This is a genomic window from Alteromonas sp. ABE4_545 (assembly GCF_056161325.1).
The window spans coordinates 94,819-119,233 of the sequence record NZ_JBSWYY010000004.1 but is presented as its reverse complement, the minus strand read 5'-3'; the positions used below and the strand labels follow the sequence as shown (position 1 = coordinate 119,233).

19 protein-coding genes and 3 tRNA genes are annotated in these 24,415 nt (G+C 45.9%); 20 read left to right on the top strand and 2 right to left on the bottom strand.

Features of this window, described 5'->3' with window-relative positions; all coding sequences use genetic code 11:
- Positions 1 to 10 precede the first annotated feature (10 nt).
- The 13 genes from ACXAH6_RS05680 to ACXAH6_RS05620 all read left to right on the top strand — a co-directional run bounded on the left by ACXAH6_RS05680 (position 11) and on the right by ACXAH6_RS05620 (position 15,807).
- Positions 11 to 763 carry a protein phosphatase CheZ gene (locus tag ACXAH6_RS05680; protein WP_474875673.1) on the top strand — a complete coding sequence of 251 codons (753 nt, stop codon included), beginning with the start codon at positions 11 to 13 and terminating at the stop codon, positions 761 to 763.
- A gap of 12 nt (positions 764 to 775) precedes the next feature.
- Positions 776 to 3,067: a chemotaxis protein CheA gene (locus ACXAH6_RS05675; protein WP_474875672.1), complete on the top strand. Its 2,292-nt coding sequence runs from the start codon at positions 776 to 778 to the stop codon at positions 3,065 to 3,067.
- A gap of 25 nt (positions 3,068 to 3,092) precedes the next feature.
- A complete protein-coding gene (locus ACXAH6_RS05670; protein WP_474875671.1) occupies positions 3,093 to 4,253 on the top strand; it encodes a protein-glutamate methylesterase/protein-glutamine glutaminase in 1,161 nt (386 codons plus the stop codon).
- A 30-nt stretch (positions 4,254 to 4,283) separates the two neighbouring features.
- Positions 4,284 to 5,048, top strand: coding sequence for a ParA family protein (locus ACXAH6_RS05665; RefSeq protein ID WP_474875670.1), 765 nt, complete (start codon positions 4,284 to 4,286; stop codon positions 5,046 to 5,048).
- Entirely contained in the window at positions 5,048 to 5,782 is a 735-nt protein-coding gene (locus ACXAH6_RS05660; protein WP_474875669.1) for a chemotaxis protein CheW, read from the top strand. The genes ACXAH6_RS05665 and ACXAH6_RS05660 overlap by 1 nt, the downstream gene beginning before the upstream one ends.
- Before the next feature lie 18 nt (positions 5,783 to 5,800).
- Positions 5,801 to 6,292 (top strand): chemotaxis protein CheW, encoded by a 492-nt coding sequence (locus ACXAH6_RS05655; RefSeq protein WP_474875668.1) that lies wholly within the window; start codon positions 5,801 to 5,803, stop codon positions 6,290 to 6,292.
- Positions 6,293 to 6,318: 26 nt separating this feature from the next.
- Complete coding sequence (locus ACXAH6_RS05650; protein ID WP_474875667.1) at positions 6,319 to 6,732, top strand: DUF2802 domain-containing protein; 414 nt, start codon at positions 6,319 to 6,321, stop codon at positions 6,730 to 6,732.
- A 168-nt stretch (positions 6,733 to 6,900) separates the two neighbouring features.
- A complete protein-coding gene (gene metA, locus ACXAH6_RS05645) occupies positions 6,901 to 7,839 on the top strand; it encodes a homoserine O-succinyltransferase MetA (protein ID WP_474875666.1) in 939 nt (312 codons plus the stop codon).
- A 3-nt stretch (positions 7,840 to 7,842) separates the two neighbouring features.
- Positions 7,843 to 8,898, top strand: coding sequence for a homocysteine S-methyltransferase family protein (locus ACXAH6_RS05640; RefSeq protein ID WP_474875665.1), 1,056 nt, complete (start codon positions 7,843 to 7,845; stop codon positions 8,896 to 8,898).
- A gap of 9 nt (positions 8,899 to 8,907) precedes the next feature.
- On the top strand, positions 8,908 to 11,532 hold the full coding sequence (gene metH / locus ACXAH6_RS05635) for a methionine synthase (RefSeq protein WP_474875664.1): 2,625 nt from the start codon (positions 8,908 to 8,910) through the stop codon (positions 11,530 to 11,532).
- Positions 11,525 to 12,109: a DUF938 domain-containing protein gene (locus tag ACXAH6_RS05630; RefSeq protein ID WP_474875663.1), complete on the top strand. Its 585-nt coding sequence runs from the start codon at positions 11,525 to 11,527 to the stop codon at positions 12,107 to 12,109. The genes metH and ACXAH6_RS05630 overlap by 8 nt, the downstream gene beginning before the upstream one ends.
- Before the next feature lie 189 nt (positions 12,110 to 12,298).
- Positions 12,299 to 14,290: a methyl-accepting chemotaxis protein gene (locus ACXAH6_RS05625; RefSeq protein ID WP_474875662.1), complete on the top strand. Its 1,992-nt coding sequence runs from the start codon at positions 12,299 to 12,301 to the stop codon at positions 14,288 to 14,290.
- Positions 14,291 to 14,628: 338 nt separating this feature from the next.
- Positions 14,629 to 15,807, top strand: coding sequence for a pectate lyase (locus ACXAH6_RS05620; RefSeq protein ID WP_474875661.1), 1,179 nt, complete (start codon positions 14,629 to 14,631; stop codon positions 15,805 to 15,807).
- Between the two features lie 143 nt (positions 15,808 to 15,950).
- Here ACXAH6_RS05620 and ACXAH6_RS05615 read toward each other — a convergent pair whose 3' ends face one another.
- Positions 15,951 to 18,020: a M13 family metallopeptidase gene (locus ACXAH6_RS05615; protein ID WP_474875660.1), complete on the bottom strand. Its 2,070-nt coding sequence runs from the start codon at positions 18,018 to 18,020 to the stop codon at positions 15,951 to 15,953.
- 50 nt (positions 18,021 to 18,070) lie between these two features.
- Positions 18,071 to 19,240 carry a GNAT family N-acetyltransferase gene (locus ACXAH6_RS05610; RefSeq protein WP_474875659.1) on the bottom strand — a complete coding sequence of 390 codons (1,170 nt, stop codon included), beginning with the start codon at positions 19,238 to 19,240 and terminating at the stop codon, positions 18,071 to 18,073.
- 114 nt (positions 19,241 to 19,354) lie between these two features.
- On the opposite strand from ACXAH6_RS05610, the gene ACXAH6_RS05605 reads away from it, so the two are divergent.
- The 7 genes from ACXAH6_RS05605 to ACXAH6_RS05575 all read left to right on the top strand — a co-directional run bounded on the left by ACXAH6_RS05605 (position 19,355) and on the right by ACXAH6_RS05575 (position 24,407).
- On the top strand, positions 19,355 to 19,759 hold the full coding sequence (locus ACXAH6_RS05605) for a regulatory protein RecX (protein ID WP_474875658.1): 405 nt from the start codon (positions 19,355 to 19,357) through the stop codon (positions 19,757 to 19,759).
- A 232-nt stretch (positions 19,760 to 19,991) separates the two neighbouring features.
- Positions 19,992 to 22,589: an alanine--tRNA ligase gene (alaS, locus tag ACXAH6_RS05600; RefSeq protein WP_474875657.1), complete on the top strand. Its 2,598-nt coding sequence runs from the start codon at positions 19,992 to 19,994 to the stop codon at positions 22,587 to 22,589.
- 135 nt (positions 22,590 to 22,724) lie between these two features.
- Positions 22,725 to 22,925, top strand: a complete 201-nt coding sequence (csrA, locus tag ACXAH6_RS05595; protein ID WP_474875656.1) for a carbon storage regulator CsrA — start codon at positions 22,725 to 22,727, stop codon at positions 22,923 to 22,925.
- A gap of 368 nt (positions 22,926 to 23,293) precedes the next feature.
- A tRNA-Ser gene (locus ACXAH6_RS05590) sits at positions 23,294 to 23,384 on the top strand.
- A gap of 22 nt (positions 23,385 to 23,406) precedes the next feature.
- Positions 23,407 to 23,483: transfer RNA gene (locus ACXAH6_RS05585), tRNA-Arg, on the top strand.
- Positions 23,484 to 23,503: 20 nt separating this feature from the next.
- A tRNA-Arg gene (locus ACXAH6_RS05580) sits at positions 23,504 to 23,580 on the top strand.
- A 548-nt stretch (positions 23,581 to 24,128) separates the two neighbouring features.
- Positions 24,129 to 24,407, top strand: coding sequence for an OadG family protein (locus ACXAH6_RS05575; protein ID WP_474875655.1), 279 nt, complete (start codon positions 24,129 to 24,131; stop codon positions 24,405 to 24,407).
- The last annotated feature ends 8 nt before the right edge of the window (positions 24,408 to 24,415 follow it).

Below are 24,415 nucleotides of genomic sequence, written 5' to 3'. Positions count from 1 at the left end.
GGAACGCTGGATGACAATATCTAAACCTGTACCCATTTCGTTGGACGAGGCAAAGCAGCTTGTTGCTCACCTCGAGAAAGGGGACAACGACTCAGCAAATGCCATTCTCGAAGCCGCATCGATGAAGGAATCGGTGGAGCTTTTTGCTGAAGTTGGAAAACTCACTCGCCAACTGCATGATGCACTCAATAATTTCCAACTCGATGAGCGAATTCACGGCTTGGCGAACGAAGAAATTCCTGACGCGCAAACTCGATTGACCTACGTCATTGAAGAAACTGAAAAAGCGGCTAATACTACTATGGACGCCGTTGAAGCAAGTATGCCAATTGCGGAAGCATTATCGACTAAAATTGAAGCGGTAATGCCCGAGTGGAAAAAGCTGATGACGCGTCAAATCGAATTAGGTGAATTCAAAGCCTTATGTCAAGACCTAGACAGTTTGTTAGAAGGTGCATCTGAAGACTCTAACAAACTTACAGGGCTGTTAACCGAAGTGCTGATGGCACAAGGTTACCAAGACTTAACGGGCCAAGTGATCCGCCGAGTTATTGAACTCGTGGGTGAAGTTGAAGATAGCCTAGTGAATATGCTAACCATGTTCGGCGACTCAGACCTCGGTGCTAAGCCTAGTGCCAAAAAAGCTGAAGAAGTCGATAACACTGTAGTGGCAGAAGGTCCCATCATTAACGCTGAAGAACGCGACGATGTTGTTTCAGGACAAGATGATGTTGACGACCTTTTGTCTAGCCTAGGATTTTAGGGGAGCTGGCGCATGTCGTTTGATGTTGACGAGGATATATTGCAAGACTTTCTGGTGGAAGCCGGAGAGATTCTTGAACAATTACAAGAGCAACTCGTTGATCTAGAGAACAATCCTGGTGATGCCGATTTGCTTAACGCAATTTTTCGTGGCTATCACACAGTAAAAGGTGGCGCTGGATTTTTATCGTTAACCGAACTCGTTGAAATCTGCCACGGTGCAGAGAACGTGTTTGACGTGATGAGAAATGGTCAGCGTACACTGACACCAGAGCTGATGGATGTGATTTTGCAAGCTACGGACGTCGTAGTTGCAATGTTCGAGAAAGTAAAATCTCGAGATCCTCTAGAGCCGGCATCGCCAGAACTTGTCGATGTACTGCACAAGTTATCAGCACCCGAAAAGCCAGGTGAAAATATTTTTGGTGAAGCTGCTGCTGAACCAACGCCTACGGCTGAAGAAGTACCTGCAGAAAATCCCGCAGACAATGCACTGTTTGAACTCGACGACGAATTAGTGATCGACGACACGCCTGCGCCTACAGCAGACGGCGGCAGTATCGACGATATCTCTGAAGACGAATTCGAAGCCTTGCTCGACGAACTACACGGTTCAGGTGGGGCACCAGGTAAAGCTGATGCTGCACCCGCCTCTGCGCCAGCGGCTCCTGCTCCCGCAGCGGCTGCCAGCAATGGCGATGATATCACAGACGATGAATTTGAAGCGCTACTTGATGAGTTGCACGGCAAAGGTCAATTTGCTGGAGATGCTTCGTCGTCAAGTGCAGCCAGTGCGACACCGCCAGCCAGTAAACCTGCAACTCAAGATGTTGCCCTTACCGGTGGTGATGACGAAATTACAGATGACGAATTTGAGGCATTATTAGACCAGCTTCATGGTCAAGGTAAAGGCCCGAGCATTGGCGACACGGCCGAAGCGCCAGCGGCATCAACGCCACCACCGCCTCCTCCGCCACCCAAAGCGCCTGCTGCACCTAAGCCAACGCCTGCTGCGCCAAAAGTTGAAGCGCCTAAAGCGGCTGCGCCCAAGCCTGCGGCGGCTAAACCCGCTGCGCCAGCACCAGTAGCAGCGAAAAAGGATGACAAAAAGCCAGCACCTGCTGCGCCACAAGCTGAAACAACAGTACGTGTTGACACCAAACGTCTAGACCAAATTATGAACATGGTGGGCGAACTTGTATTGGTGCGCAACCGTCTTATTAGTCTTGGTATAAACACCAATGACGAAAACATGTCGAAGGCGATTGCAAACCTCGACGTTGTTACCGGTGATCTGCAGGGTGCGGTGATGAAAACCCGCATGCAGCCAATCAAAAAGGTGTTTGGCCGTTTCCCTCGCGTTGTTCGAGACTTAGCACGAAGCTTGAAGAAAGAAATTACACTCGAGCTAGAGGGTGAAGAAACCGATTTAGATAAAAACTTGGTAGAAGCTTTGGCTGATCCACTTGTTCACTTGGTTAGAAACTCAGTGGACCACGGCATCGAAATGCCTGATGATCGTCAAGCGTCTGGCAAGCCTCGTATGGGGATAGTAAAGCTTTCAGCTTCTCAGGAAGGCGACCATATTCTTCTGAAAATAGAAGATGATGGTAAGGGCATGGACCCTGAAAAGCTCAAAGAAATTGCGATTTCTCGCGGTGTATTAGACGCCGATGCGGCGGCCCGTATGTCGGATGTCGAAGCATTTAACTTGATATTTGCCCCTGGCTTCTCAACGAAGACAGAGATCAGCGATATTTCAGGCCGTGGTGTTGGGATGGATGTGGTGAAAACCAAAATCAACCAACTCAATGGTACAGTGAATATCGACTCTAAGTTAGGCAAAGGCACAAGCTTAGAAATTAAAGTACCGCTAACGCTAGCGATATTGCCAACGTTAATGATCGTTGTAGGCAAGCAAACATTCGCATTACCGCTTGGTGCGGTTAGTGAAATTATCAATATGGACATCAAAAAGACCAATACGGTTGATGGCCAGTTAACTATGATAGTGCGCTCTAAAGCTATTCCGCTCTTCTTCTTGGGCGAGTGGTTAATACGTGGGCCCAAGAAAATTGACCGAGAAAAAGGTCATGTTGTTGTGGTGCAAATGGGCACACAGCAAGTTGGTTTTGTGGTTGACGCCTTGATTGGTCAAGAAGAGGTGGTGATTAAGCCTTTAGATGCAATGTTGCAAGGTACACCAGGAATGGCAGGTGCAACTATTACATCTGACGGTGGTATTGCTTTGATCCTTGATATTCCAAGCTTGTTGAAACGTTACGCAAAAAAAGCACTTAAATAGGTTGTAACAGAGGAATAGTGTCTACATGGTCTATAAAGTCCTTATCGTGGACGATTCGACCTTTTACCGTCGCCGTGTACGCCAAATCTTGAATGAAGACAGAGAACTCGAGGTTATCGGTGAAGCACGCGACGGAAGGGAAGCATTAGAAAAAGTCAAAACACTTAAACCCGATGTGGTGACAATGGACGTAGAAATGCCGGTAATGGACGGCATTTCCGCAGTAAAGTCTATTATGGATTCACATCCGGTCCCCATACTCATGTTTTCGTCACTTACGCATCAAGGTGCACAAGCAACGTTAGATGCGTTGCACGCCGGTGCGTTAGATTTCTTACCTAAAAAATTCGAAGACATCGCCCAGGACAGAAAAGAAGCATCAACGTTATTAAGAGCGAAAGTTCGCCTTATCGCGAGAAGAGGCGCAGGGGTAAAACGCGCATTTTCGTCTTCTACTGCACCGAGTCCCACAACAACGTCACCTTCTCGTAGGCCGCTACCGAAAACGGCGCCTAAGCAGCAGTTCTTTCGTTCATCAGGTGTGTTAACGGGCAGAGCCGATGCGCCAGTACAACAATCAGTGTCATCGGTCACTCGTACTGGCAAGCGCTATCAGTGTCTTGCTATCGGTGCATCGACAGGTGGACCGGTTGCGCTTCAAAAAGTCCTCACTGCGTTACCTGCAAATTTTCCTTACCCAATTATTCTGGTTCAACATATGCCGGGCACGTTTACTACTGCCTTTGCTGAGCGTTTGAACAATTATTGCAAAATTAAGGTTAAGGAAGCGGTAAATGGTGATACGTTAGAGCCTGGTTGTGCTTATTTGGCGCCAGGTGGCAGACAGCTTGTGGCTAAGCGCGACTTTAGAAATGTCACATTGCAGGTGTGCGATGTGCCAGACAAAGATAAAGTGGGGTACAAGCCCAGTGTTGATATTACTTTTTCAAGTTTAGCTAAAGTGTACAGTGGCGATGTACTGGGGGTTATTCTTACCGGTATGGGAGCCGACGGCCGAGAAGGGTGCAGAGAGTTGCAGCAATTGGGCGCAACTATCTGGGCGCAAGATCAGGCGTCGTGTGTGGTTTACGGGATGCCACAAGCGGTTGCTGCTGCCAATATTTCGCAAAAAAGTATCAGCCTAGATGCCATTGGTAGTTGTATACTCACAGAATTACAACATTAAACATAACGCGTATGGCGCTGGAGTAGATCCGTGAAAATCTGGACGATTGCAAACCAAAAAGGCGGAGTGGGAAAAACGACCACTACGGTGACTTTAGGTGGTTTGCTAGCGCAACAAGGCAAACGCGTGCTTTTGGTCGATACAGATCCCCAAGCGTCATTAAGTTACTATTTCGGCATAGACTCTGAAGATTTATCTGCATCTGTTTATGATATTTTTGTTCAAAAAGAACCTTTTACGGCCGATAACGTTTTAGATTGTTTGTGCTCAAGCCGGTTAGACAGTTTATTTATACTGCCAGCGAATATGGCGTTAGCGACCTTAGATAGGTCGATGGGCAGCCAAAATGGCATGGGTTTAATATTAAAGAAAGCCTTGGCGAAAGTGGAAAACGACTTTGACCATGTGTTAATTGATTGCCCGCCATTACTGGGAGTTTTGATGGTTAATGCCCTCGCGGCCTGCGACCGGGTAGTGGCTCCTGTACAAACGGAGTTTTTGGCTCTAAAAGGGCTAGACAGGATGATGCACACGTTGGCGATTATGGGGAAATCACTCAATAAGTCGTTTAATACGTTAATTGTGCCAACCATGTTCGATAAAAGAATTAATGCTGCCATTGAAGCCCATAGGCAGCTGCTGATAGATTATAAAGATAAAACTTGGACCGGCGTTATCCCTGTGGATACGCGGTTCAGGGATGCAAGTCAAGAACAGACACCCGCTTCAGTGGCCTATCCGCGTTCGCGAGGTGTTTACGCTTATTCTAAATTGTTAAAAGAGTTGGATTGTTAATGAGCAAACCCGCCCACTTTGCGCGTGAAGATGTCATGGAAGCATACCTCGATGGTTTGTTGCGCGAGGTGGATACACCAGAAGAATCCACTGAGGTGGCGGCTCGGTTGTTAGAACAAGCGAGTGTGGTGCAGGCCGATATTACCCCTGATATCGAACCGGTCGATGTTCCGGATATGGCGCTTGAGCAATCCCAACAGATTATTGCTGACGTAGAAGCCGCTCAGCAAGAAGAACCGGTCTCCCAGGGTATCGCCACCGCATCACTTCAAGACATGCTGGAAGAGCGATTTCAAGCGTTGTTTTTTGAGGTCGCGGGCCTGACATTGGCTGTGCCTCTTATTACATTGGGCGGTATTCACCAGCTGGAGAAAGTTGGCCCGCTCATTGGCAAACCCAAGTGGTTTAGAGGGGTTATGCTGCATCGTGATGAAAAAATCAACGTTGTTGATACCGCAATGTGGGTTATGCCAGAAAAATACGATCAAACACTGGCGAATAAGCTAAACTATCAATATCTTATCATGTTAGGCGATAGTGCATGGGGTTTAGCCAGCGATAAGCTGGTCAACAATGTGACTTTAAACAAAAGTGACATCCAGTGGCGCGAAGCTCAGGGTAAGCGACCATGGCTAGCTGGCATGGTGAAAGAAAGAATGTGTGCATTGATTGATGTTGAGCAACTGATTTCAATGTTGAATAATGGCTTGGGCAGTAAAGACCAGATGCCATAGTCAAGTGGAGCCAAGTTCATGACTGATGACAGAAACAACAACAGCGGTACAGATGCAAACGATGAGGTGTTGCAGTGGGTAACGTATTGCTTGGGTGAAGAAACCTACGGTATTAACGTAATGCAAGTACAGGAAGTATTACGTCACACCGAAATAGCCCCAGTGCCAGGTGCACCAGATTATGTGCTCGGTATTATCAACTTGCGTGGTAATGTCGTTACTGTAATCGACACGCGCTCTCGTTTTGGACTCCCCCCCAATGACATCACCGATAATACACGTATTGTAATTATTGAGTCAGATGAGCAAGTTGTGGGTATTTTGGTTGATAGCGTTGCCGAGGTTGTTTACCTTCGCTCGTCTGAGATAGACAGCGCACCAAACGTCGGTACCGAAGAAAGCGCTAAATTCATTCAAGGTGTGAGTAACCGCGATGGTGAATTGCTCATTCTTGTCGATCTAAACAAACTGCTCACTGATGATGAGTGGGATGAAATCAGTAGCTTATAAGTAAGCCGTAGTCAGTAAAGGTAGGCATGGACGTTCGCTATTCGCTCATTGTTGCAATCAGTGCCTGTGTACTGACACTTGTTTTATGGCTGATTCATGTAATGAAAATAAAGGCGCTCAACGAGCGCCTTTCCCTTCTCGAAAACAAGCTCTCTGAACTCTCTGATTGGACCGAATCTCACATTAAGGTTCTACAGAACCAAGATGAAGAAGCTAATGCCCGAACTATCGCCGTTGCGAGAAATATTGCTACGCTGCAAGAACAGATGGTGCAATTAGAAAACCAAACCCGAGAACTAAAGCAGCAAGACCCTGCGGTGCGTATGTACCATCGCGCGGCAGATATGGCGAAAGACGGGGCTACAGTAGATGAAATCGTTGCTGCGTGTGAAATGCCATTTGCTGAAGCACAGTTGTTGATAAACCTTCATCAACGCTAACCACTTCTAGTTACGCCCAATTAAAAATTATCAATTTAAGCGAGCTTCGCTAGCTCCGTTTGTCTATTATTGTGGTGATTTTCATTTAGACGTCTAGACGTAAAGATGTTGACTTTTTGGCGGCTTCAGCCACAATACGGTCATTAAGTGATAAACCGTGGAGTGATTATGCCGATTCGTATCCCCGAGCAATTGCCTGCTCAAGATGTGCTGCAAGAGGAAAACATCTTTACAATGGATTCCAATCGCGCCGCGTCGCAGGATATTCGCCCATTGGCCGTAGGTATCTTAAATTTGATGCCGAATAAAATCGAAACGGAAGTACAGATTTTACGTTTGTTGTCTAACACGCCTCTGCAAATCGACGTTGACCTTATTCGCATCGATAATCAGGTTAGTAAACACACTCCCCAATCCCACATGGATGCGTTTTATCATGATTTTAGTCAGGTGGCGTCTAAACGATATGACGGTTTGATTGTTACCGGTGCGCCTTTAGCCTTATTAGATTATGAAAAGGTAAACTATTGGGAAACCATGACAACCATTCTGGAATGGGCGCAACGTCATGTTAACTCAACACTGTATTTATGCTGGGCGGCGCATGCTGCTATGTACCACTTTTATGGGATACAGCGAAAGTTGCGCGACAACAAACTATCTGGTGTTTATCAGCACCAAGTTCGCGACCCTTTTAATGAATTATTACGTGGGTTTGACCCAACGTTTAATGCGCCGCACTCTCGGTATGGGTATATCGACACTGCTGACTACGAAGGCGTAGAAGGGCTTAAAGTGATCGCTGAATCTGCCGAAGCCGGCGCTTACGTGGTTGCATCGGAAGACAAGCGTATGGTGTTTGTGACAGGGCACCCAGAATATGACCCCGACACATTAAAAGATGAATATGAACGTGACGTGGCTGCCGCGCTTAATCCTTCAGTGCCAGTGAATTATTTTACTGACAATGACCCATCTAAATCGCCGATTGTGAGTTGGCGTTCACACGGAAGCCTACTATACACCAACTGGTTAAACTATTATGTTTACCAGACGACCCCATTCGACTTAAATTTGCTGGAAGAAAAGACCCAGCCAAAGAGGTAATTAGTGACAACGTCTAGCAAGCAACAATTGTTGGAAGCTGCTAAATCGCGGATTCTCATTTTAGATGGTGCGATGGGCACAATGATCCAACGCCATAAACTGGACGAAGCCGCTTATCGTGGCGAAGCGTTTGCAAATTGGCATTGTGATGTAAAAGGCAACAATGACTTATTGTCGATTACGCAACCCGATATCATCTTTGATATTCATTGTGCGTACCTCGAAGCCGGTGCCGATATCATCGAGACCAATACCTTTAACGCAACGACCATTTCTATGGCTGATTACGACATGCAGGCGCAGTCGAAGGCAATTAATATTGCTGCGGCAAAGTTAGCTCGCAAAGCGTGTGATGAATTTACTGCCAAAACTCCCAACAAACCGCGATACGTCGCAGGCGTGATTGGCCCAACTAGCCGTACCGCGTCGATTTCACCCGACGTGAATGATCCTGGCAAGCGCAATGTGACCTTTGATGAGCTCGTTGAAGCGTATAAAGAAAGTACTGAAGCGCTTATTGAAGGGGGCAGTGATTTAATCCTTGTCGAAACCATTTTTGATACATTGAATGCAAAAGCGGCATTATTTGCTGTGGAAGAAACCTTCGAAAAGTTGGGTGTTAGTCTACCGATTATGATTTCTGGCACCATCACCGACGCGTCAGGTAGAACCTTGTCAGGGCAAACAGCAGAAGCTTTCTATTACTCTGTACGTCACGTAAACCCTGTGTCGATGGGGTTAAATTGTGCCCTAGGGCCAGATTTACTTCGTCAATATGTGAATGAAATTGCCAATGTGTCTGAGTGTTTAGTATCAGCGCACCCCAATGCGGGCTTGCCGAACGAATTTGGTGAGTATGATATGGATGCCGCCGAGATGGCGGAACATATTGGTGAATGGGCGCAAGCTGGCCTGGTTAACATCGTAGGTGGTTGTTGTGGCAGCACACCTGAACATATTAAAGCCATTGCTGATGCCGTTGCTCAAGCTGAACCCCGAGTCATTCCAGAAATCGAGACCAAAATGCGTCTATCTGGGCTAGAACCATTCGTTCATTAAGGTGAAATAGTGTCTGTAGAATTTTCCACTTTTATCAATATTGGTGAACGTACCAATGTCACTGGTTCTGCTCGCTTTAAGCGTTTAATTCTTGAAGGCGATTACGAGGCAGCACTTGATGTCGCCCGACAACAAGTAGAAAACGGCGCACAAATTATCGACATTAACATGGATGAAGCCATGTTGGATTCGGTCGAGGCCATGCGTACATTCCTTAACCTTATCGCCTCAGAGCCTGATATTAGCCGTGTACCTATCATGATCGACTCATCTAAATGGGAAGTGATTGAAGCGGGATTAAAGTGCGTACAAGGTAAGGCCATTGTTAACTCAATTAGCTTGAAAGAAGGGGAAGAGAACTTTCTTCATCAAGCACGGTTAATTCGTCGATATGGCGCTGCCTCGGTGGTGATGGCGTTTGATGAAACAGGCCAGGCTGATACCCAAGCGCGTAAAATTGAAATCTGCCAACGCAGCTATAAGTTGTTGGTGGAAAAAGTTGGTTTTCCGCCGGAAGATATTATTTTCGACCCTAATATATTTGCGGTCGCCACAGGGATTGATGAACATAATAATTACGCGGTCGATTTTATCGAAGCCACGCGCATCATTCGTGAAACGTGCCCTCATGTGCACGTATCTGGCGGGCTTTCGAACATCTCGTTCTCGTTCCGTGGTAACAACCCCGTTCGCGAAGCCATGCACTCTGTGTTTCTTTATCATGCAATTCGCGCGGGTCTGGACATGGCCATTGTTAACGCCGGTCAGTTGGAAGTATATGACGAAATTCCGGCTGAACTGCGGGACGCTGTCGAAGACGTAATTCTTAACAAGCACGATGAAGCTACCGACCGCCTACTTGAATTAGCGCCTAAATACCAAGGCGATGGGAAGGTTGCTGCAAAAGAAGATTTAGCCTGGAGAGAAATGCCGGTCACTAAGCGTTTAGAACATGCGCTGGTGAAAGGGATAACCGACTACATTATTGATGATACCGAAGAAGCCCGCGTAGCCGCCTCGCGCCCCCTTGAAGTGATTGAAGGGCCGTTGATGGACGGCATGAACGTGGTAGGTGATTTGTTCGGTGAAGGTAAGATGTTCTTACCCCAAGTGGTGAAATCGGCGCGGGTAATGAAAAAGGCGGTTGCCCATCTACAACCCTACATCGAAGCTGAAAAGTCTGACGATGCGAAGAGCAACGGCAAGATTTTGTTAGCGACAGTAAAAGGCGATGTACACGATATAGGTAAAAATATCGTGGGTGTGGTGCTGCAATGTAATAACTTTGAAGTGGTGGATTTGGGTGTAATGGTGCCGTGTGCGACTATTTTACAGACCGCCAAAGATGAGAATGTAGACATGATCGGGCTGTCAGGCCTAATCACACCTTCATTGGATGAAATGGTTCACGTTGCCAAGGAAATGGAACGTCAGGGTTTTGATTTGCCTTTGTTGATCGGCGGTGCGACCACGTCTAAGGCTCACACAGCGGTGAAAATTGAACAGAATTATCATGCCCCTGTAGCTTACGTGCCCAATGCTAGCCGTGCAGTTGGTGTGTGTCAGCGCTTACTGAACAAAGCGTCACGGGATATTTTCAGTGAAGAATTGGCTAAAGAATACGACAAAGTGCGTGAACAACACGCACGTAAAAAGCCTCGAAGCCGCCCTGTTACACTTACAGAGGCACGAGCTAACGCGATGGAGCCAAGCTTTGATGTATTGCCGGTGACGCCAAAACAACTTGGTGTTATTCCAGTCACAGCTGACTTATCTACGTTACGCAATTATATCGACTGGACACCATTCTTCCTTACTTGGTCATTGGCGGGTAAATATCCTCGTATTTTAAATGATGAAGTAGTGGGAGAGCAGGCTCAAGAGCTATTCAACGACGCCAATAATTTGTTGGACAAGCTGATCGCCGAAGGCGGTTTGGAAGCCAAAGGCGTGTGTGGTTTATTCCCTGCCAACCGCGTTGACGATGACATTGAAATTTATACCGATGAAGCTCGTGATACGTTGCTTGGCAGGTCGCATCATTTACGTCAGCAAACTTTGAAAGACAAAGGTGCAAACTATTGTTTGAGTGACTTTGTTGCCAAGAAATCATCGTCAATCAAAGATTACATTGGTGCCTTTGCCGTGACTGCGGGTATAGGCGAGGACGAATTGGCAGCAGCGTATGAAGCGAAAGGCGATGATTACAACGCGATTATGGTAAAAGCCGTTGCTGACCGTTTGGCAGAAGCGTTTGCCGAATATCTTCACGAGCGTGTGCGCAAAGAGTTTTGGGGTTATGCACAAGACGAAAATCTCGATAACGAAGCGTTAATCCGTGAGAAATATCAAGGTATTCGCCCAGCGCCAGGATATGCGGCGTGCCCTGAGCATACCGAAAAACAAATGATTTGGGATTTACTTGACGCAGAGAAGCACACCACCATGAAACTGACCGAAAGCTACGCCATGTGGCCCGGGGCGTCGGTGTCGGGTTGGTATTTCTCTCATCCTGAGTGTCGTTATTTTGCTGTAGCGAAAATCCAAGAAGACCAGTTAAAAGATTACGCAGAGCGGAAAGGCTGGACGTTAGAGCAAGCTGAAAAATGGTTGGGGCCTAATCTTCATGACTAAGCCATTTAGTCAAGCCTGCGAGAATAACAAAGGGCCAATCTTTAATGTGCTGGAGCGTGAATTTTGTCACGCTCGTAGTGTGCTTGAGATTGGCTCAGGCACGGGGCAACACGCGGTTTACTTCGGAAAATTAATGCCGCACTTACGTTGGCAAACCAGTGATCAGGCTGAAAATCATCAAGGTATTCAAGCTTGGCTAGCGGAGTATCAATTGCCCAATGTGCTTCCACCTTTGGCTCTGACTATTGGGCAATCTCCATTGCCATCTGAGAAATATGATGGTGTTTATACTGCTAATACCACACATATTATGCAGCCTCATGAAGCCAAATTAATGATGGGGTCGGTAGGCGGACTACTGAACGATAACGGTGTGTTTTGCCAATATGGCCCGTTTAAAGTCGATGGTGATTTTACTTCACAGAGCAATGCCGCTTTTCATCAAAGTCTGATTGAACGAGGGTTTGGTGGCTATCAGGATATCAGCACCTTACAACAGTGGGCGAGCGGCCTCACGCTAAAAGATGTCATCCCTATGCCCGCTAATAATTTGCTACTGATATGGAGAAAAGCATAACTTTTCAGCACTTAGAGGCTGGGTTAACCGTATTCAATAGAATGTAAAATAACCAGTTTTCTCGTGAGTTACCCTTTAAATCGAAATTTGTTCTGGTATAAACGAGTCAGGTGAGTGGTATTTTTTGACCTTAAAATACAACTAGTACCTCGCTAAACCCATAATAATATCGACAATTCAGGGTAAATTATGAAGTATCAGTCCCTTCAGAAGAAGTTTATGACTATTGTCGGCGGTAGCTGTGCTTTAATGCTCATCGCTACGGCTACAGTGGTTGTTAGTAGTATCAGCAGTTCCGTCGAATCTACCGTTGAACAGGAAGTGACCGGCCTGATAGACAGTGAAGCCCGCTCAATCGCTGGCTTTTTTGCTAAATATGGTGGTGTAGCAAAAACGTTCCTCGGTAACCCTTTTCTCCAAAACTTTTTCGCTGCTCATACACAGCGAGGAGGCAGCGACAGCCGGGTTAAAGACGCCAGCACAATGTATCAATTGTTTGACAACATCAGTCAGCCTGATCCTAATATAAAGTCGGCGTTTTTTGGTTCTAATCTCACCGGTGAGTATTTTTATGAGCAGGGCCGTGTGGGTCAAGAAAGCGACTATTTTGCTAATCAGCGGCCTTGGTTCTCTACCGCAGTTGCAAAAGACGGTTTATATGTAACGCCGCCTGCCGTCGACTCTCAGGATGGTTCGGTTTCAGCCGTTGTACAAGCACCTATCTATCAAAATGGAAAGTTACTTGGAGTGGGCGGGGTCGATATACTGATCAGTACAATCGGTGATCTCATCGACCATATTCATTACCGCAATGCGGGCACGGCGTTTTTACTCGATGAAGAAGAAGCACTGGTGTATTTCCCTGAGCAAGGCGTAGATTTGCCTCTGAGTTCGCGTTTAGATGCGTTAGATCGGGCTTTTCCGAATACCACGGGGTTTAGTGACTTAGAAAGTACGATTAACCAACATACAACCGGAATGCAGGCGTTAACGTGGAAAGGCGAATCCTATATTGGGGTATTTCATCGTATCAGCCTAGACGAGCCCAACATTAATTGGACCTTGGTATTGCTGATCCCCGCAGATTTAATTAATGGTCCCATTCAGAGTGCAACTACAACAGCAGTTGTGGTTTCTTTCGTTATTATTGTGTTGATCGCGTTTATTACATACTGGGCTAGCGCCAAGATCACACGCCCAATATTGCAAATGAAACAGGCCATGTCGGAAATAGCGAGTGGTGACGGCGACTTAACAAAATCTCTCACGATTCACAGCAATGATGAAGTAGGCGCATTGGCGCAAGAGTTTAATCTTTTTACTGATAAGCTGCGTCACTTACTTCAACAAACCGCTCAGCAAACCCAAGCCGTAGCCGATGCGGCAAGGCATCTTAGCGACGTGTCTCAGGCGACGAGTGATGAGATTCAACAAGAAAAGGTACAAGTTGAGTCTGTTACTACAGCCATTGGCCAAATGTCGCAGACTGTGCATGAAATTTCGGCCAACGCCAGTGACTCTCACCGTGCAGCCTCTGAAGTGGAGGCCCTGATCCACAGTACGGCAGACCAAGCTCAACAAGCTAAATTGGGGATGGATGCATTGACTCAATCTATTACCCAAGGGGTAGAAGTGGTTAGTGGGTTAAGTAAAGAATCGGACAACATTGGTGCGGTTATCGATGTTATTAACAGTATTGCGGAGCAAACCAATTTATTGGCGTTGAATGCGGCGATAGAAGCCGCCAGAGCCGGTGAACAAGGTCGCGGTTTTGCTGTGGTTGCCGATGAAGTGCGTTCTCTAGCCAGTCGCACACAAGAGTCAACCGATGATATTCGTAAAATGGTTGAACGTTTGCAATCTATGGCTGCGCAAACAGATACCGTCATGCAAGATGGTAAATCGAAAACTCTACAAGGTGCAGACAAAACTCAGGCGATCGCTTCTTCTCTAGATGATATCAATCGCTCTATTGGCACTGTTCAAATACAGTCTAGTCAAATTGCCAGTGCAACCGAGGAGCAGAGTGTGGTTGCATCGGATATCAATCGCTCCTTAATTACCATAACGGGATTGAGTGATAAAACTGCGCGACATGCCGCCGAGTTAGCCGAAGAAGCTACTCAGTTAAATGGCGTGGCTTCTGAACTCAAAGAAATCGTCAATCAATTTAAAATTTAACCTGAGTACTCAATCACTGCTCGCCAATGTTTTTTTGACCTTGGTGAGCGTTTTGTTTTAACGAAAATCGTTCAAAATATTTACATTTGAATAATAACACCAATAGCACGTATTTTTATAACGTAACCCCTCATTTACTTTGCCTCACGCAATCCGCTTAATTATCATACAATATGTTCAGGGATCGCCGCTTTCCTCTAGTTTTGCATGTTTGGTTGCGACTAAAACGCCGTTGCTGGGAGTTACATAAGAGGCTGTATTGACGGTTTCTGTGCCTCAAATCCCATATCTTCGCGCAGTGATATGGATTTTGCTATGTAACGAATATGGAGAAAACAATGAAAAAGTGTGTGTATACCTTTATTTTGCTTTGTTTCAGCGCATCAACCTTAGCGGCGTTGTCTAGCGGGCGTTATGTGATTGTTTCAAAGCTCAACGGCAATGCCCTCGACGTTGACAATTTTAGTACGGATGGCGGCGCCAATGTCATGACCTGGCTAACACTGGGGTATGAGAATCAACAGTTTGATGTGGCTGATTTGGGAGATGGCACTTATTCAATTAGGCCTGTACACAGTGGTAAATCTTTGGATGTATGGGCGTGGAATGCCGATGATGGGGCTGAGCTTCGTCAATGGGACTACACTGGGGCAAACAATCAAAAATGGTGGATAGAAGACAGAGGTAACGGGTATTACTCAGTGATATCCCAGTTCAGTGGCCGAGCTTTAGACGTGTGGGAAATGAGCATGTACGCAGGCGCTGATGTGCGGCTGTATAGTTATTGGGGAGGAGCGGGCCAGCTATGGACTTTTCAACAAGTGGGCGACCAATCAGAATGCTATGCTGGTGCAACATTAACGAATAAATTTGTCGATTGTGGTGGCAAAACTATAGGGTTAAGTTGTGCCAGTGATAGTGAGTCTCAGCCACCGGTACTGACGCTACAAAATTCCTCAATTCGCAATTTGAATATATCTGCTAGTGGAGGATCTGACGGTATTCACTGTACTTCGGGGAATTGCACCCTCGCTGATGTTAATTGGCAGGATATTTGTGAGGATGCGGCTACGAATAAGTCTGAAGGCGGCACGATGACCATCGCGGGAGGGAGCGCGTATAACAGCAATAGCGGATACGGTGGCCAGCCCGACAAAATCTTCCAACACAATTCGAAAAATAGTGTCACTGTTATCGCTGGTGGTTTTACTGCCAATGGTCAAAATGGGAAACTCTGGCGTTCATGTGGTAACTGTTCAAATAATGGTGGCCCACGGGATGTGTATATTTACAATGTGACGATTAACGGCACGATTGGCTCTATCGCAGGAGTGAATAGTAACTTTGGTGATAAAGCCACGATTCGAGACTTACATATTCAAAATTACTCGTCGGGTAACCCGCCAGTTTGTGAAGAGTACTGGGGAGTGCAAAGCGGAGAGTCCTCGCCTAAGTGGGGCGAATTCTGGAATTCTGCGTATTGCGACGTCTCACCGTCGGACGTGTCAGGGTTTTAATTAAGTAGCAGTGAAGTCATTGGTTGCATGGGTGACTGTCATGCCCAATAATTTTGAGCTTTCGAGGCTTGGAACTGTGTAATTCACATAAAAAAGCCCTGAAAAATCAGGGCTTAATTCTTACTCTTTAATAACCGTAGTACTTACCAAATCTTCACACGTTCTTCTGGTGCAAGATACAAAGCATCACCAGGCTTCACGTCAAACGCCTTGTACCACGCATCGTGGTTACGCGGTGCGAATGTACGATAATGCGCAGGTGAATGTGGGTCAGAGCGTAAGCGGGTCAACAAACTTTGTTCGGTTTGTTTTTCACGCCATACTTGTGCCCATGCTAAGAAGAAGCGTTGGTCACCGGTAAGGCCGTCGATAACGGGAGCTTCTTTACCGTTAAGGCTTAGTTTGTATGCGTGGTATGCCATTGACAAACCACCCACGTCACCAATGTTTTCACCCAAGGTGTTCTTACCGTTTACGTGCATGCCTTCAATCGGCTCGTAGGCATCGTACTGTTCAACCAGCATATTGGTTTTCTGTTGGAACGCAGCTAAGTCTTCGTCAGTCCACCAGTTACGCTGAATACCTTTAGCGTCAGATTTTGCGCCTTGGTCGTCAAAGCCGTGGCCCATTTCGTGCCCGATCACTGCACCGATAGCACCATAGTTAACGGCGGGATCAGCGTTTGGATCAAAGAACGGCGGTTGCAAAATGGCTGCAGGGAAAACAATCTCGTTAAACGAACTGTTATAGTAGGCGTTTACGGTTTGTGGCGTCATGCCCCAACGTTCGCGATCGGTTGGCTCTAACTCTTTCTCAACGTCTTTTTGCATAAAGAATTTGCTGAGGTTACGCACGTTAGTCACTGGGCTGCTATCTGTGATTTCTAACCCTGTTAAGTCTACCCATTTGTCTGGATAACCAATTTTAGGACGGAATGCCGCGAGTTTTTCTTTTGCATTTTCCTTGGTTTCTTCACCCATCCAATCGAGGTTATCGATACGCTCACCTAACGCTGTACGAAGGTTTTCAACCAATTCAGCCATTTGGGTTTTTGAGCTTTCAGGGAAGTAACGGTCTACGTAAATTTTACCAATAGCGAAACCGAGTGATTGTGTGCCAGACATGGCACGGATAGCGCGCTTCCAACGAGGGCGAGGCTCTTGTTGACCACTGAGTGTTTTACCGTAGAAATCAAAGTTGGCCATGTAGACATCTTCAGACAGTAAACTCGCGTTACCGCTGATGGTGTGATACGCCATATAGGCTTTCCAGTCTTCGAGATCTTCAGTATTAATTAGCTTGATTGCGCCTTTCACTGGCTCAGGAGTTGACACGTTCAACGTCGGGATTTTCAAACCTTGAGAAGCAAAAAAGGTATCCCAATCGAACCCAGGATAGGTATCAGACAATTCACTGCGTTTAATTTGGTTCAACGTTAGGTCGCGGTCACGGCGTTTTTCACGTGGCCATTGGACTTCCGCAATTTTTGTTTCTAGGTCTAAGATCGCCTGTGCTTTTTCAGCAGGGTTCTCAATACCACCTAGGGTTAACATTTGTTCAATGTGTGCTTTGTAGGCAGCGCGAATTTCAACAAAACGCTCGGCGTCATTGAGGTAATAATCACGGTCAGGTAAGCCAATGCCACCTACACCCAGAGAGAGTTGGTATTGGTTAGGGTCAAGACGGTTGTACCACAGACCACCCCAAAGCGGTGATGAAGAGTTAGTAAGCCAGGCTTCACCAAAAGCCGCGGTTAGCCCTTTTACATCTTTAATGGCCGCAATATCGTCAAGGGTATCTTGGATTGGTGCAATGCCTTTGGCGTTAATGGCATCCACGTCCATATAGGCGGTGTAGTAGTCGTGAACTAGCTTTTCTTCGGCGTTCAAATCTGTTTTAGACATAATGTCATCAACAATTGATTTTACTTGGTCTTCACTGCGCTCAGCCAATTTACTGAATGCGCCAAAACGAGTTTTATCTGCGGGAAGTTCGTAATTTTTATACCAAGTACCGCTGGCGTACATAAAGAAATCGTCACCGGGTTTAACTGAAGTATCACGCGCACTGAGATCTACCCCAAAGCTGCCTAACTCCGGTTGACCTTTTTGTACGGTTTGTTCTGTTGACGCTGACGTTGTTTCCGCAGGCTTGCTACAAGCCGTTAATCCACATGTTGCTGCCACAATTGCGGCAAGGAGGGTATATTTCATTGTTTACACTCAGTCCTATCGTTAATTGAGTTAGGCATCACTGCCTTCTCTTATTTAGATTTATAGTTATTTAGGTAATCCTGATTAAAAGGTAAAACATCTTCCGCTTGATTGAAATACGCTTGAATACTCGGCGTTTCACGGTGTAAATAATCAGCTACAGCGTGATGAAAATCTGGTCGAACGAGTTTGTGCTCCGAATAGCAAAATATTGGCTCAAAACCACGCAATATTTTGTGTTCGCCTTGTGTTCCCGGATTAAAAATCGGTAACTGATTTGCAATTGCGAACTCAATACCTTGGAAGTAACAACATTCAAAATGCAGTTGGTCTATCTCTTTCAGGCAACCCCAATAGCGTCCATACAATCCTGTATGATCATAAAACAACATGGCACTCGCCACGGGCTCGCCATCTTGTACTGCCTTTATTAGCAGAAGTTGCCCTTTACAAACATGGCGTAAACGTTGAAAGAACGCTTCTGTCAGATAACCGTCATGTCCACTGCGTTTTAAATAGGTATCGCGATAGCATTGATAAAAGAAAGTGATTTCTTCTTCAGTAATTGCTTCACCGGTAAGTTTGACGCATGAAACCTGCTGCTCGGCGATACGACGGCGGGTCTTTTTCACCTCTTTGCGTTTTCGTGCGGTAAAACGAGAAAGAAAATCGGCAAAGTCCTGATAGCCTCTATTTTGCCATTGAAACTGCACCGAAAGACGAGTTAAGTAATCGGCGTTAGATAAGGTCGGCAGGGTTGAGGCGGGAACAAACAACCAGTGAAAAGAAGACAATGATTGCCCTTGCCATTTCATCGCGCTTATTTGTGACAGTGTATGTGCAATGTGAGACTCAGATAAATTCTCTAAGCCTAACCAGCGTGGGCCGCTAATGGGTGTAAATGGAATTGCACTGACAAATTTGGGGTAATAGTTGAGTCCGTATTGGTGATAGGCATTAGCCCAAGCGTGGTCGAAAACATACTCACCCGAGCTGTCGAGTTTAATATAGCCGGGAATCGCTGCAACCAGCTTTCCATCTTGATAACACCCAGTATGGCATGGCCACCATGCGGTATTTTCACCCACACAGTGGGTTGTTTCCAGAGCCAATAAAAAGTCGTAGTGTAAAAACGGTCCGGCGTTTTTGGCTAATACGCCCCATGCCTCGGGATCAAAGTCGGCTACTGTGGTATGAATTTGGGTTTCCCAGTTCATCATTCGTGTCTTTAAGAGGTAGAATAGAACCTATATCTTTAGGTTCTGTGAGATGTTAATCGTCATCTTATTATGTCAAACGATTTGAGAAACAACATTATTAACACGGTCACTCGCATGTTGGCGAGACGTGAACACGCTTTTGAAGAAGTCTTGCGAAAGTTGGCACAGAAGGGGCTGACGGGTACTCCCGTAGAGACCATTGTTGACGAGTTTCGCCAATCAGGGATTCAAAGCGATGCTCGGTTTGCAGAAATGAAAGTGCGAGCTGCGGCCAACAAAGGGCAGGGACCTGCGCGGATCATGGCAGAATGTCAGCAATTAGGGGTTGATGAACGCTTGATCGAAGAGGCTATCGCCGAAAATGACATCGACTGGTTTGCACTGGCTAAATCAGTAAAAGAAAAAAAGTATGGCGCAGCGTTGGAAGATGATTTCAAAGAAAAGCAAAAACAGATGCGTTTTTTACAATACCGAGGCTTTGAACAACAACATATTATGTATGCCATTAATGACCAATAAATAGCAGCTTCAGTGATTCATTGAGCCGATAAATCACGCTAATCTGCTTTTTTCGTTGGAATTTACTTCATTGCCTTCATTATTATCAGTAAATAATCGCTAAACTGCCGCGATATCATGTTGCATTGCTTAACAAATATGCGGCATCCATGATATTGTTGCGCCCCCGTAAGCACTATACTTCAGTGTTTAACATCAGTTTATAGATACAAGAACAGGAACTCAGGATTCAATGACACTTTCTACTGCTGACATACGTCGAAAATTTATCGAATACTTTAGTCGTCATGGGCATCAACCCGTGGCCACCTCGTCACTAGTACCTGCAGATGATCCTACCTTGTTGTTTACGAACGCAGGTATGAACCAGTTCAAAGACGTCTTTCTGGGTTCAGAGAAGCGCAGTTACACAAGAGCGGTATCTGCTCAGCGTTGTGTACGTGCTGGCGGCAAGCACAACGATTTAGAAAACGTGGGCTACACGGCGCGTCACCATACATTTTTCGAAATGATGGGTAACTTCAGTTTTGGTGATTATTTTAAACAAGACGCGATTAAATTTGCATGGTCTTTCTTGACTGAAGAGCTGCAATTACCGAAAGAAAAATTGCTCGTTACTGTTTACTCAGAAGATGATGAAGCATTTGATATTTGGGAAAACGAGATCGGCGTACCGGCCGAAAAAATCATTCGCATTAGTACCTCTGACAACTTCTGGTCGATGGGTGACACTGGTCCTTGTGGCCCTTGTTCTGAGATCTTTTACGATCATGGTGAACATATCTGGGGTGGTCCTCCAGGCAGCCCTGAAGAAGACGGCGACCGTTTCATTGAAATCTGGAACTTGGTATTCATGCAATTTAACCGTCAGGCAGACGGCACGATGGAGCCACTTCCTAAACCGTCTATCGATACGGGGATGGGGCTTGAACGTATTTCGGCAATTATGCAGAACGTGCACAGCAACTACGAAATTGATTTATTTGTAAACCTAATCAAAGCGGCCGCCGAAGTGACTGGCGCGAAAGATTTGGAAGATAAATCATTACGCGTCATCGCTGACCACATTCGCTCATGTGCTTTCTTGATTTGTGATGGTGTAATGCCGAGTAACGAAGGCCGAGGGTATGTGTTACGCCGCATTATCCGTCGTGCAGTGCGTCACGGAAACAAGCTTGGCGCATCTGATATTTTCTTTTACAAGCTGGTGGATGCACTTTGCCAAGAGATGAGTTCTGCGTATCCAGAGCTGGGCGACCAAAAGCCTGTGATCGAAAAAGTGTTAAAAGTTGAAGAAGAACAGTTTAGTAAGACACTCGCCCGCGGTATGGCGATGCTAAGCGATACGCTAGAAGCGTTGGAAGATAAAACGATTCCTGGCGAAGTGGTATTCAAACTTTACGATACTTATGGCTTCCCCACAGACTTAACCAATGACATTGCTCGCGAGCAAGGTTTCGCAATTGACGAAGCTGGCTTTGAAGCGGCGATGCAAGCACAGCGTGAGCGTGCTCAACAAGCCAGTAACTTTGGTGCTGATTACAATGCCACCTTGAAAATTGATGGCGAAACCGCCTTTACGGGTTACAGCGATAACGAAGGCCAAGCGAATGTAATCGAACTTATCACAGACTCTGCGTTTTGCGATGAGTTAACCGATGGTCAACAAGGTGTGGTCGTGCTTGACCAAACGCCTTTTTATGCAGAATCGGGCGGCCAAGTGGGCGATATGGGCGTGCTGAAAGTGGCCAATGGCGAATTTATCGTGCACGACACTCAAAAAATGGGTAATGCATTTGCTCATAAGGGGGTTGTAAAAGGCACAGTGAAAAAGGGTGATAAAGCAGAGGCTAAGATCGATGCGGACAATCGCGATGCGATTCGTAAAAATCACTCTGCTACTCATTTATTGCACGCAGCGCTACGCGAAGTGCTGGGTGAGCACGTTGGGCAAAAGGGCTCGTTGGTAGATGCAGAGCGTTTGCGCTTTGACTTTTCACACTTTGAATCGATTACGCCAGAGCAACGCGACCGAATAGAAAGACGAGTGAACGAAGAAATTCGTGCAAATCACCAATTACAAACTAAGCTTATGGAACTAGACGAAGCTAAAGCGTCTGGCGCCATGGCATTATTTGGTGAGAAGTACGATGAAAAAGTACGTGTAGTGTCAATGGGGGGATTCTCTGTTGAATTATGTGGTGGTACTCACGTCAATCAAACCGGTGATATCGGTTTGTTCAAAATTATCTCTGAAAGCGGTATCGCTTCTGGTGTTCGTCGTATAGAAGCGATAACTGGCGCAGCTGCAGTTGAATTTGTGCAGCAACAGCAACATATGCTTAATAATGCCGGCGCCTTGCTTAAAACCGACGCGAGTGGCTTGGTTGAGCGTATTCAGGCGCTACAGTCACAGAGTCGAGATTTGGAAAAAGCACTGGCCGCTGCGAAGCAGAAGTTAGCGAGCCAGCAAGGAGCTGACTTACTTAGCAGTGCCATTGAAATAAATGGTGTGAAAGTACTTATTGCTAATTTAGAAGGCGTAGAAGCCAAAGCGTTGCGAGGCATGGTCGACGATCTGAAGAACCGAATTGGGGAAGGTATTGTCGTACTCGGTGTTGCTGGAGACGCAAAAGTAAGTTTGATTGTAGGGGTAACAAAAGGGCTAACAGGGCAGGTGAAAGCCGGAGAGTTAGTGAACGTTGTGGCTGCTCATGTTGGTGGTAAAGGCGGTGGTCGCCCAGATATGGCCCAAGCGGGTGGTGACCAACCTGAAAAACTAACAGAAGCCTTAGCATTAGTTCAACCTTGGCTCGAAACTAAGCTATAATTGAATTAACAGTTTTTTAACAGTCTGTTTTTGCTAGTGACATCAAAAACACGGAATGACTGTAGTCAGTGTTGGTATAGGATCAGCTCTGATTTTTGTTGTAGGGACAAACTGTAAAGGAACAGGAGCAAGCGAATGCTTATTTTGACTCGTCGTGTTGGTGAAACACTTATGGTTGGTGATGACGTTACCGTCACTGTTTTAGGTGTTAAAGGTAATCAGGTACGCATTGGTGTTAACGCGCCAAAAGAAGTGTCTGTGCATCGTGAAGAAATCTATATGCGCATACAAGCTGAGAAATCTGGTCAGCAAGTCGGCGCAGAAAGTGACGACTAATTAAAAGTGATGACTGAAATATAAAAGACCCGACGAGATGTCGGGTTTTTTTTGCTCCGAAAAGAATATTTTGATCATATTGCGCATGAGAATTGAGTTTGATAGAAAAAATTACCGGAATGAGGTGCTGTTTTTTTCAATATTTCTTCATGTGGTTTACGAAATTTAGATTTTCTTAAATGATTTTAGTGGTTATCAGTTTATTTTTTTAATGTGCAGAGCCTGAAAAATACAGCTATGTTGGGTGGGAAATAGACATCCGAATCGAAATAATAGACAGTTTGGCTAAAATCCCGGCAAGCAGTCATTTTTCCTATAAAAAAGGTTTGACTTCCGAACTTGGCTCATTAAAATGCACCCCACGTTACGGAGAGGTGGGTGAGTGGCTGAAACCAGTTCCCTGCTAAGGAACCATACGTATTACACGTATCGAGGGTTCGAATCCCTCCCTCTCCGCCACGTTTTAAAATTTAAGTATTGCGCGTGTGTAGCTCAGCTGGATAGAGTACCTGGCTACGAACCAGGCGGTCGGAGGTTCGAATCCTTCCACACGCGCCAACTTAAATGTACCGAATTACGCGTGTGTAGCTCAGCTGGATAGAGTACCTGGCTACGAACCAGGCGGTCGGAGGTTCGAATCCTTCCACACGCGCCACATTGAAGAAACCACCCAACAGGGTGGTTTTTTTATTGCAGTACCGGAGAACCAGCTCCTTGAAGAGCTCGGGGCGTTTGCTTGGCGAAACCAAAATTGCTTGATTGAGTCCGGTCTCAACTATCCACCCATACACCCAGTCTTATGGGTGTTTATTTTCAATATGCCAACGGCTTCTACAAACAACAAAAAACAACTATTGCTTGTATTTTGACCTATAACAAAGAATGATAGCTAATCACTGTGACATATTGTTTAACTTATAAACAATAACGTAGTGAGCAAGCGAATAAAACAAGTGCGCGTGGGATAAATCCGTATCGAGCCTATTATCTGTCTAATATATATTCGTTAAGCCTTATTTATTGTGCCTATTCACTAAAGAAATGTTGGTAGCATAAATATCTACATTCTCTGCATAAATAGGGTGAATGGGGCGTTTATTGGTGGGTAATTAATATTTTTATTCAAATCGAGAGCGCTGCCAGGTTGTTTTTTAATAGGTAGCGTGATACTTATCTACTTCCTTTTTTATGGTCGGATTTGTTATGAACTCAGAAACCATCAATCAACTATTACTCGAAGCCGCGAATTTAATGCTGGTGGGTATGGTAGTTGTATTCGCCTTTCTTACTTTGTTGATTCTAGGTGTGAATGGCTTAGCGAGTTTCTGTCGTCGTTTTCCCGGCCAAGAGCCAGAGGCGCCAAAAAGAGCGTCAGTGAAACGCACCCCAACGACAACGCAAAATCAAACGCAAACGGTAGACGGCCAACTTGTCGCTGCCATCTCTGCCGCAGTGCATTCGCACAGGCAAGCAAACCGTTAACACACTTT

What these genes read in the sequence shown, in the direction of transcription:
- ACXAH6_RS05680 (WP_474875673.1), top strand. Translation starts at nt 11, where the DNA reads ATGACAATATCTAAACCTGTACCCATTTCGTTGGACGAGGCAAAGCAG.
- ACXAH6_RS05675 (WP_474875672.1), top strand. Translation starts at nt 776, where the DNA reads ATGTCGTTTGATGTTGACGAGGATATATTGCAAGACTTTCTGGTGGAA.
- ACXAH6_RS05670 (WP_474875671.1), top strand. Translation starts at nt 3,093, where the DNA reads ATGGTCTATAAAGTCCTTATCGTGGACGATTCGACCTTTTACCGTCGC.
- ACXAH6_RS05660 (WP_474875669.1), top strand. Translation starts at nt 5,048, where the DNA reads ATGAGCAAACCCGCCCACTTTGCGCGTGAAGATGTCATGGAAGCATAC.
- ACXAH6_RS05655 (WP_474875668.1), top strand. Translation starts at nt 5,801, where the DNA reads ATGACTGATGACAGAAACAACAACAGCGGTACAGATGCAAACGATGAG.
- ACXAH6_RS05650 (WP_474875667.1), top strand. Translation starts at nt 6,319, where the DNA reads ATGGACGTTCGCTATTCGCTCATTGTTGCAATCAGTGCCTGTGTACTG.
- metA (WP_474875666.1), top strand. Translation starts at nt 6,901, where the DNA reads ATGCCGATTCGTATCCCCGAGCAATTGCCTGCTCAAGATGTGCTGCAA.
- ACXAH6_RS05630 (WP_474875663.1), top strand. Translation starts at nt 11,525, where the DNA reads ATGACTAAGCCATTTAGTCAAGCCTGCGAGAATAACAAAGGGCCAATC.
- ACXAH6_RS05625 (WP_474875662.1), top strand. Translation starts at nt 12,299, where the DNA reads ATGAAGTATCAGTCCCTTCAGAAGAAGTTTATGACTATTGTCGGCGGT.
- ACXAH6_RS05620 (WP_474875661.1), top strand. Translation starts at nt 14,629, where the DNA reads ATGAAAAAGTGTGTGTATACCTTTATTTTGCTTTGTTTCAGCGCATCA.
- ACXAH6_RS05615 (WP_474875660.1), bottom strand. Translation starts at nt 18,020, where the DNA reads ATGAAATATACCCTCCTTGCCGCAATTGTGGCAGCAACATGTGGATTA.
- ACXAH6_RS05610 (WP_474875659.1), bottom strand. Translation starts at nt 19,240, where the DNA reads ATGATGAACTGGGAAACCCAAATTCATACCACAGTAGCCGACTTTGAT.
- ACXAH6_RS05605 (WP_474875658.1), top strand. Translation starts at nt 19,355, where the DNA reads ATGTTGGCGAGACGTGAACACGCTTTTGAAGAAGTCTTGCGAAAGTTG.
- alaS (WP_474875657.1), top strand. Translation starts at nt 19,992, where the DNA reads ATGACACTTTCTACTGCTGACATACGTCGAAAATTTATCGAATACTTT.
- csrA (WP_474875656.1), top strand. Translation starts at nt 22,725, where the DNA reads ATGCTTATTTTGACTCGTCGTGTTGGTGAAACACTTATGGTTGGTGAT.
- ACXAH6_RS05575 (WP_474875655.1), top strand. Translation starts at nt 24,129, where the DNA reads ATGAACTCAGAAACCATCAATCAACTATTACTCGAAGCCGCGAATTTA.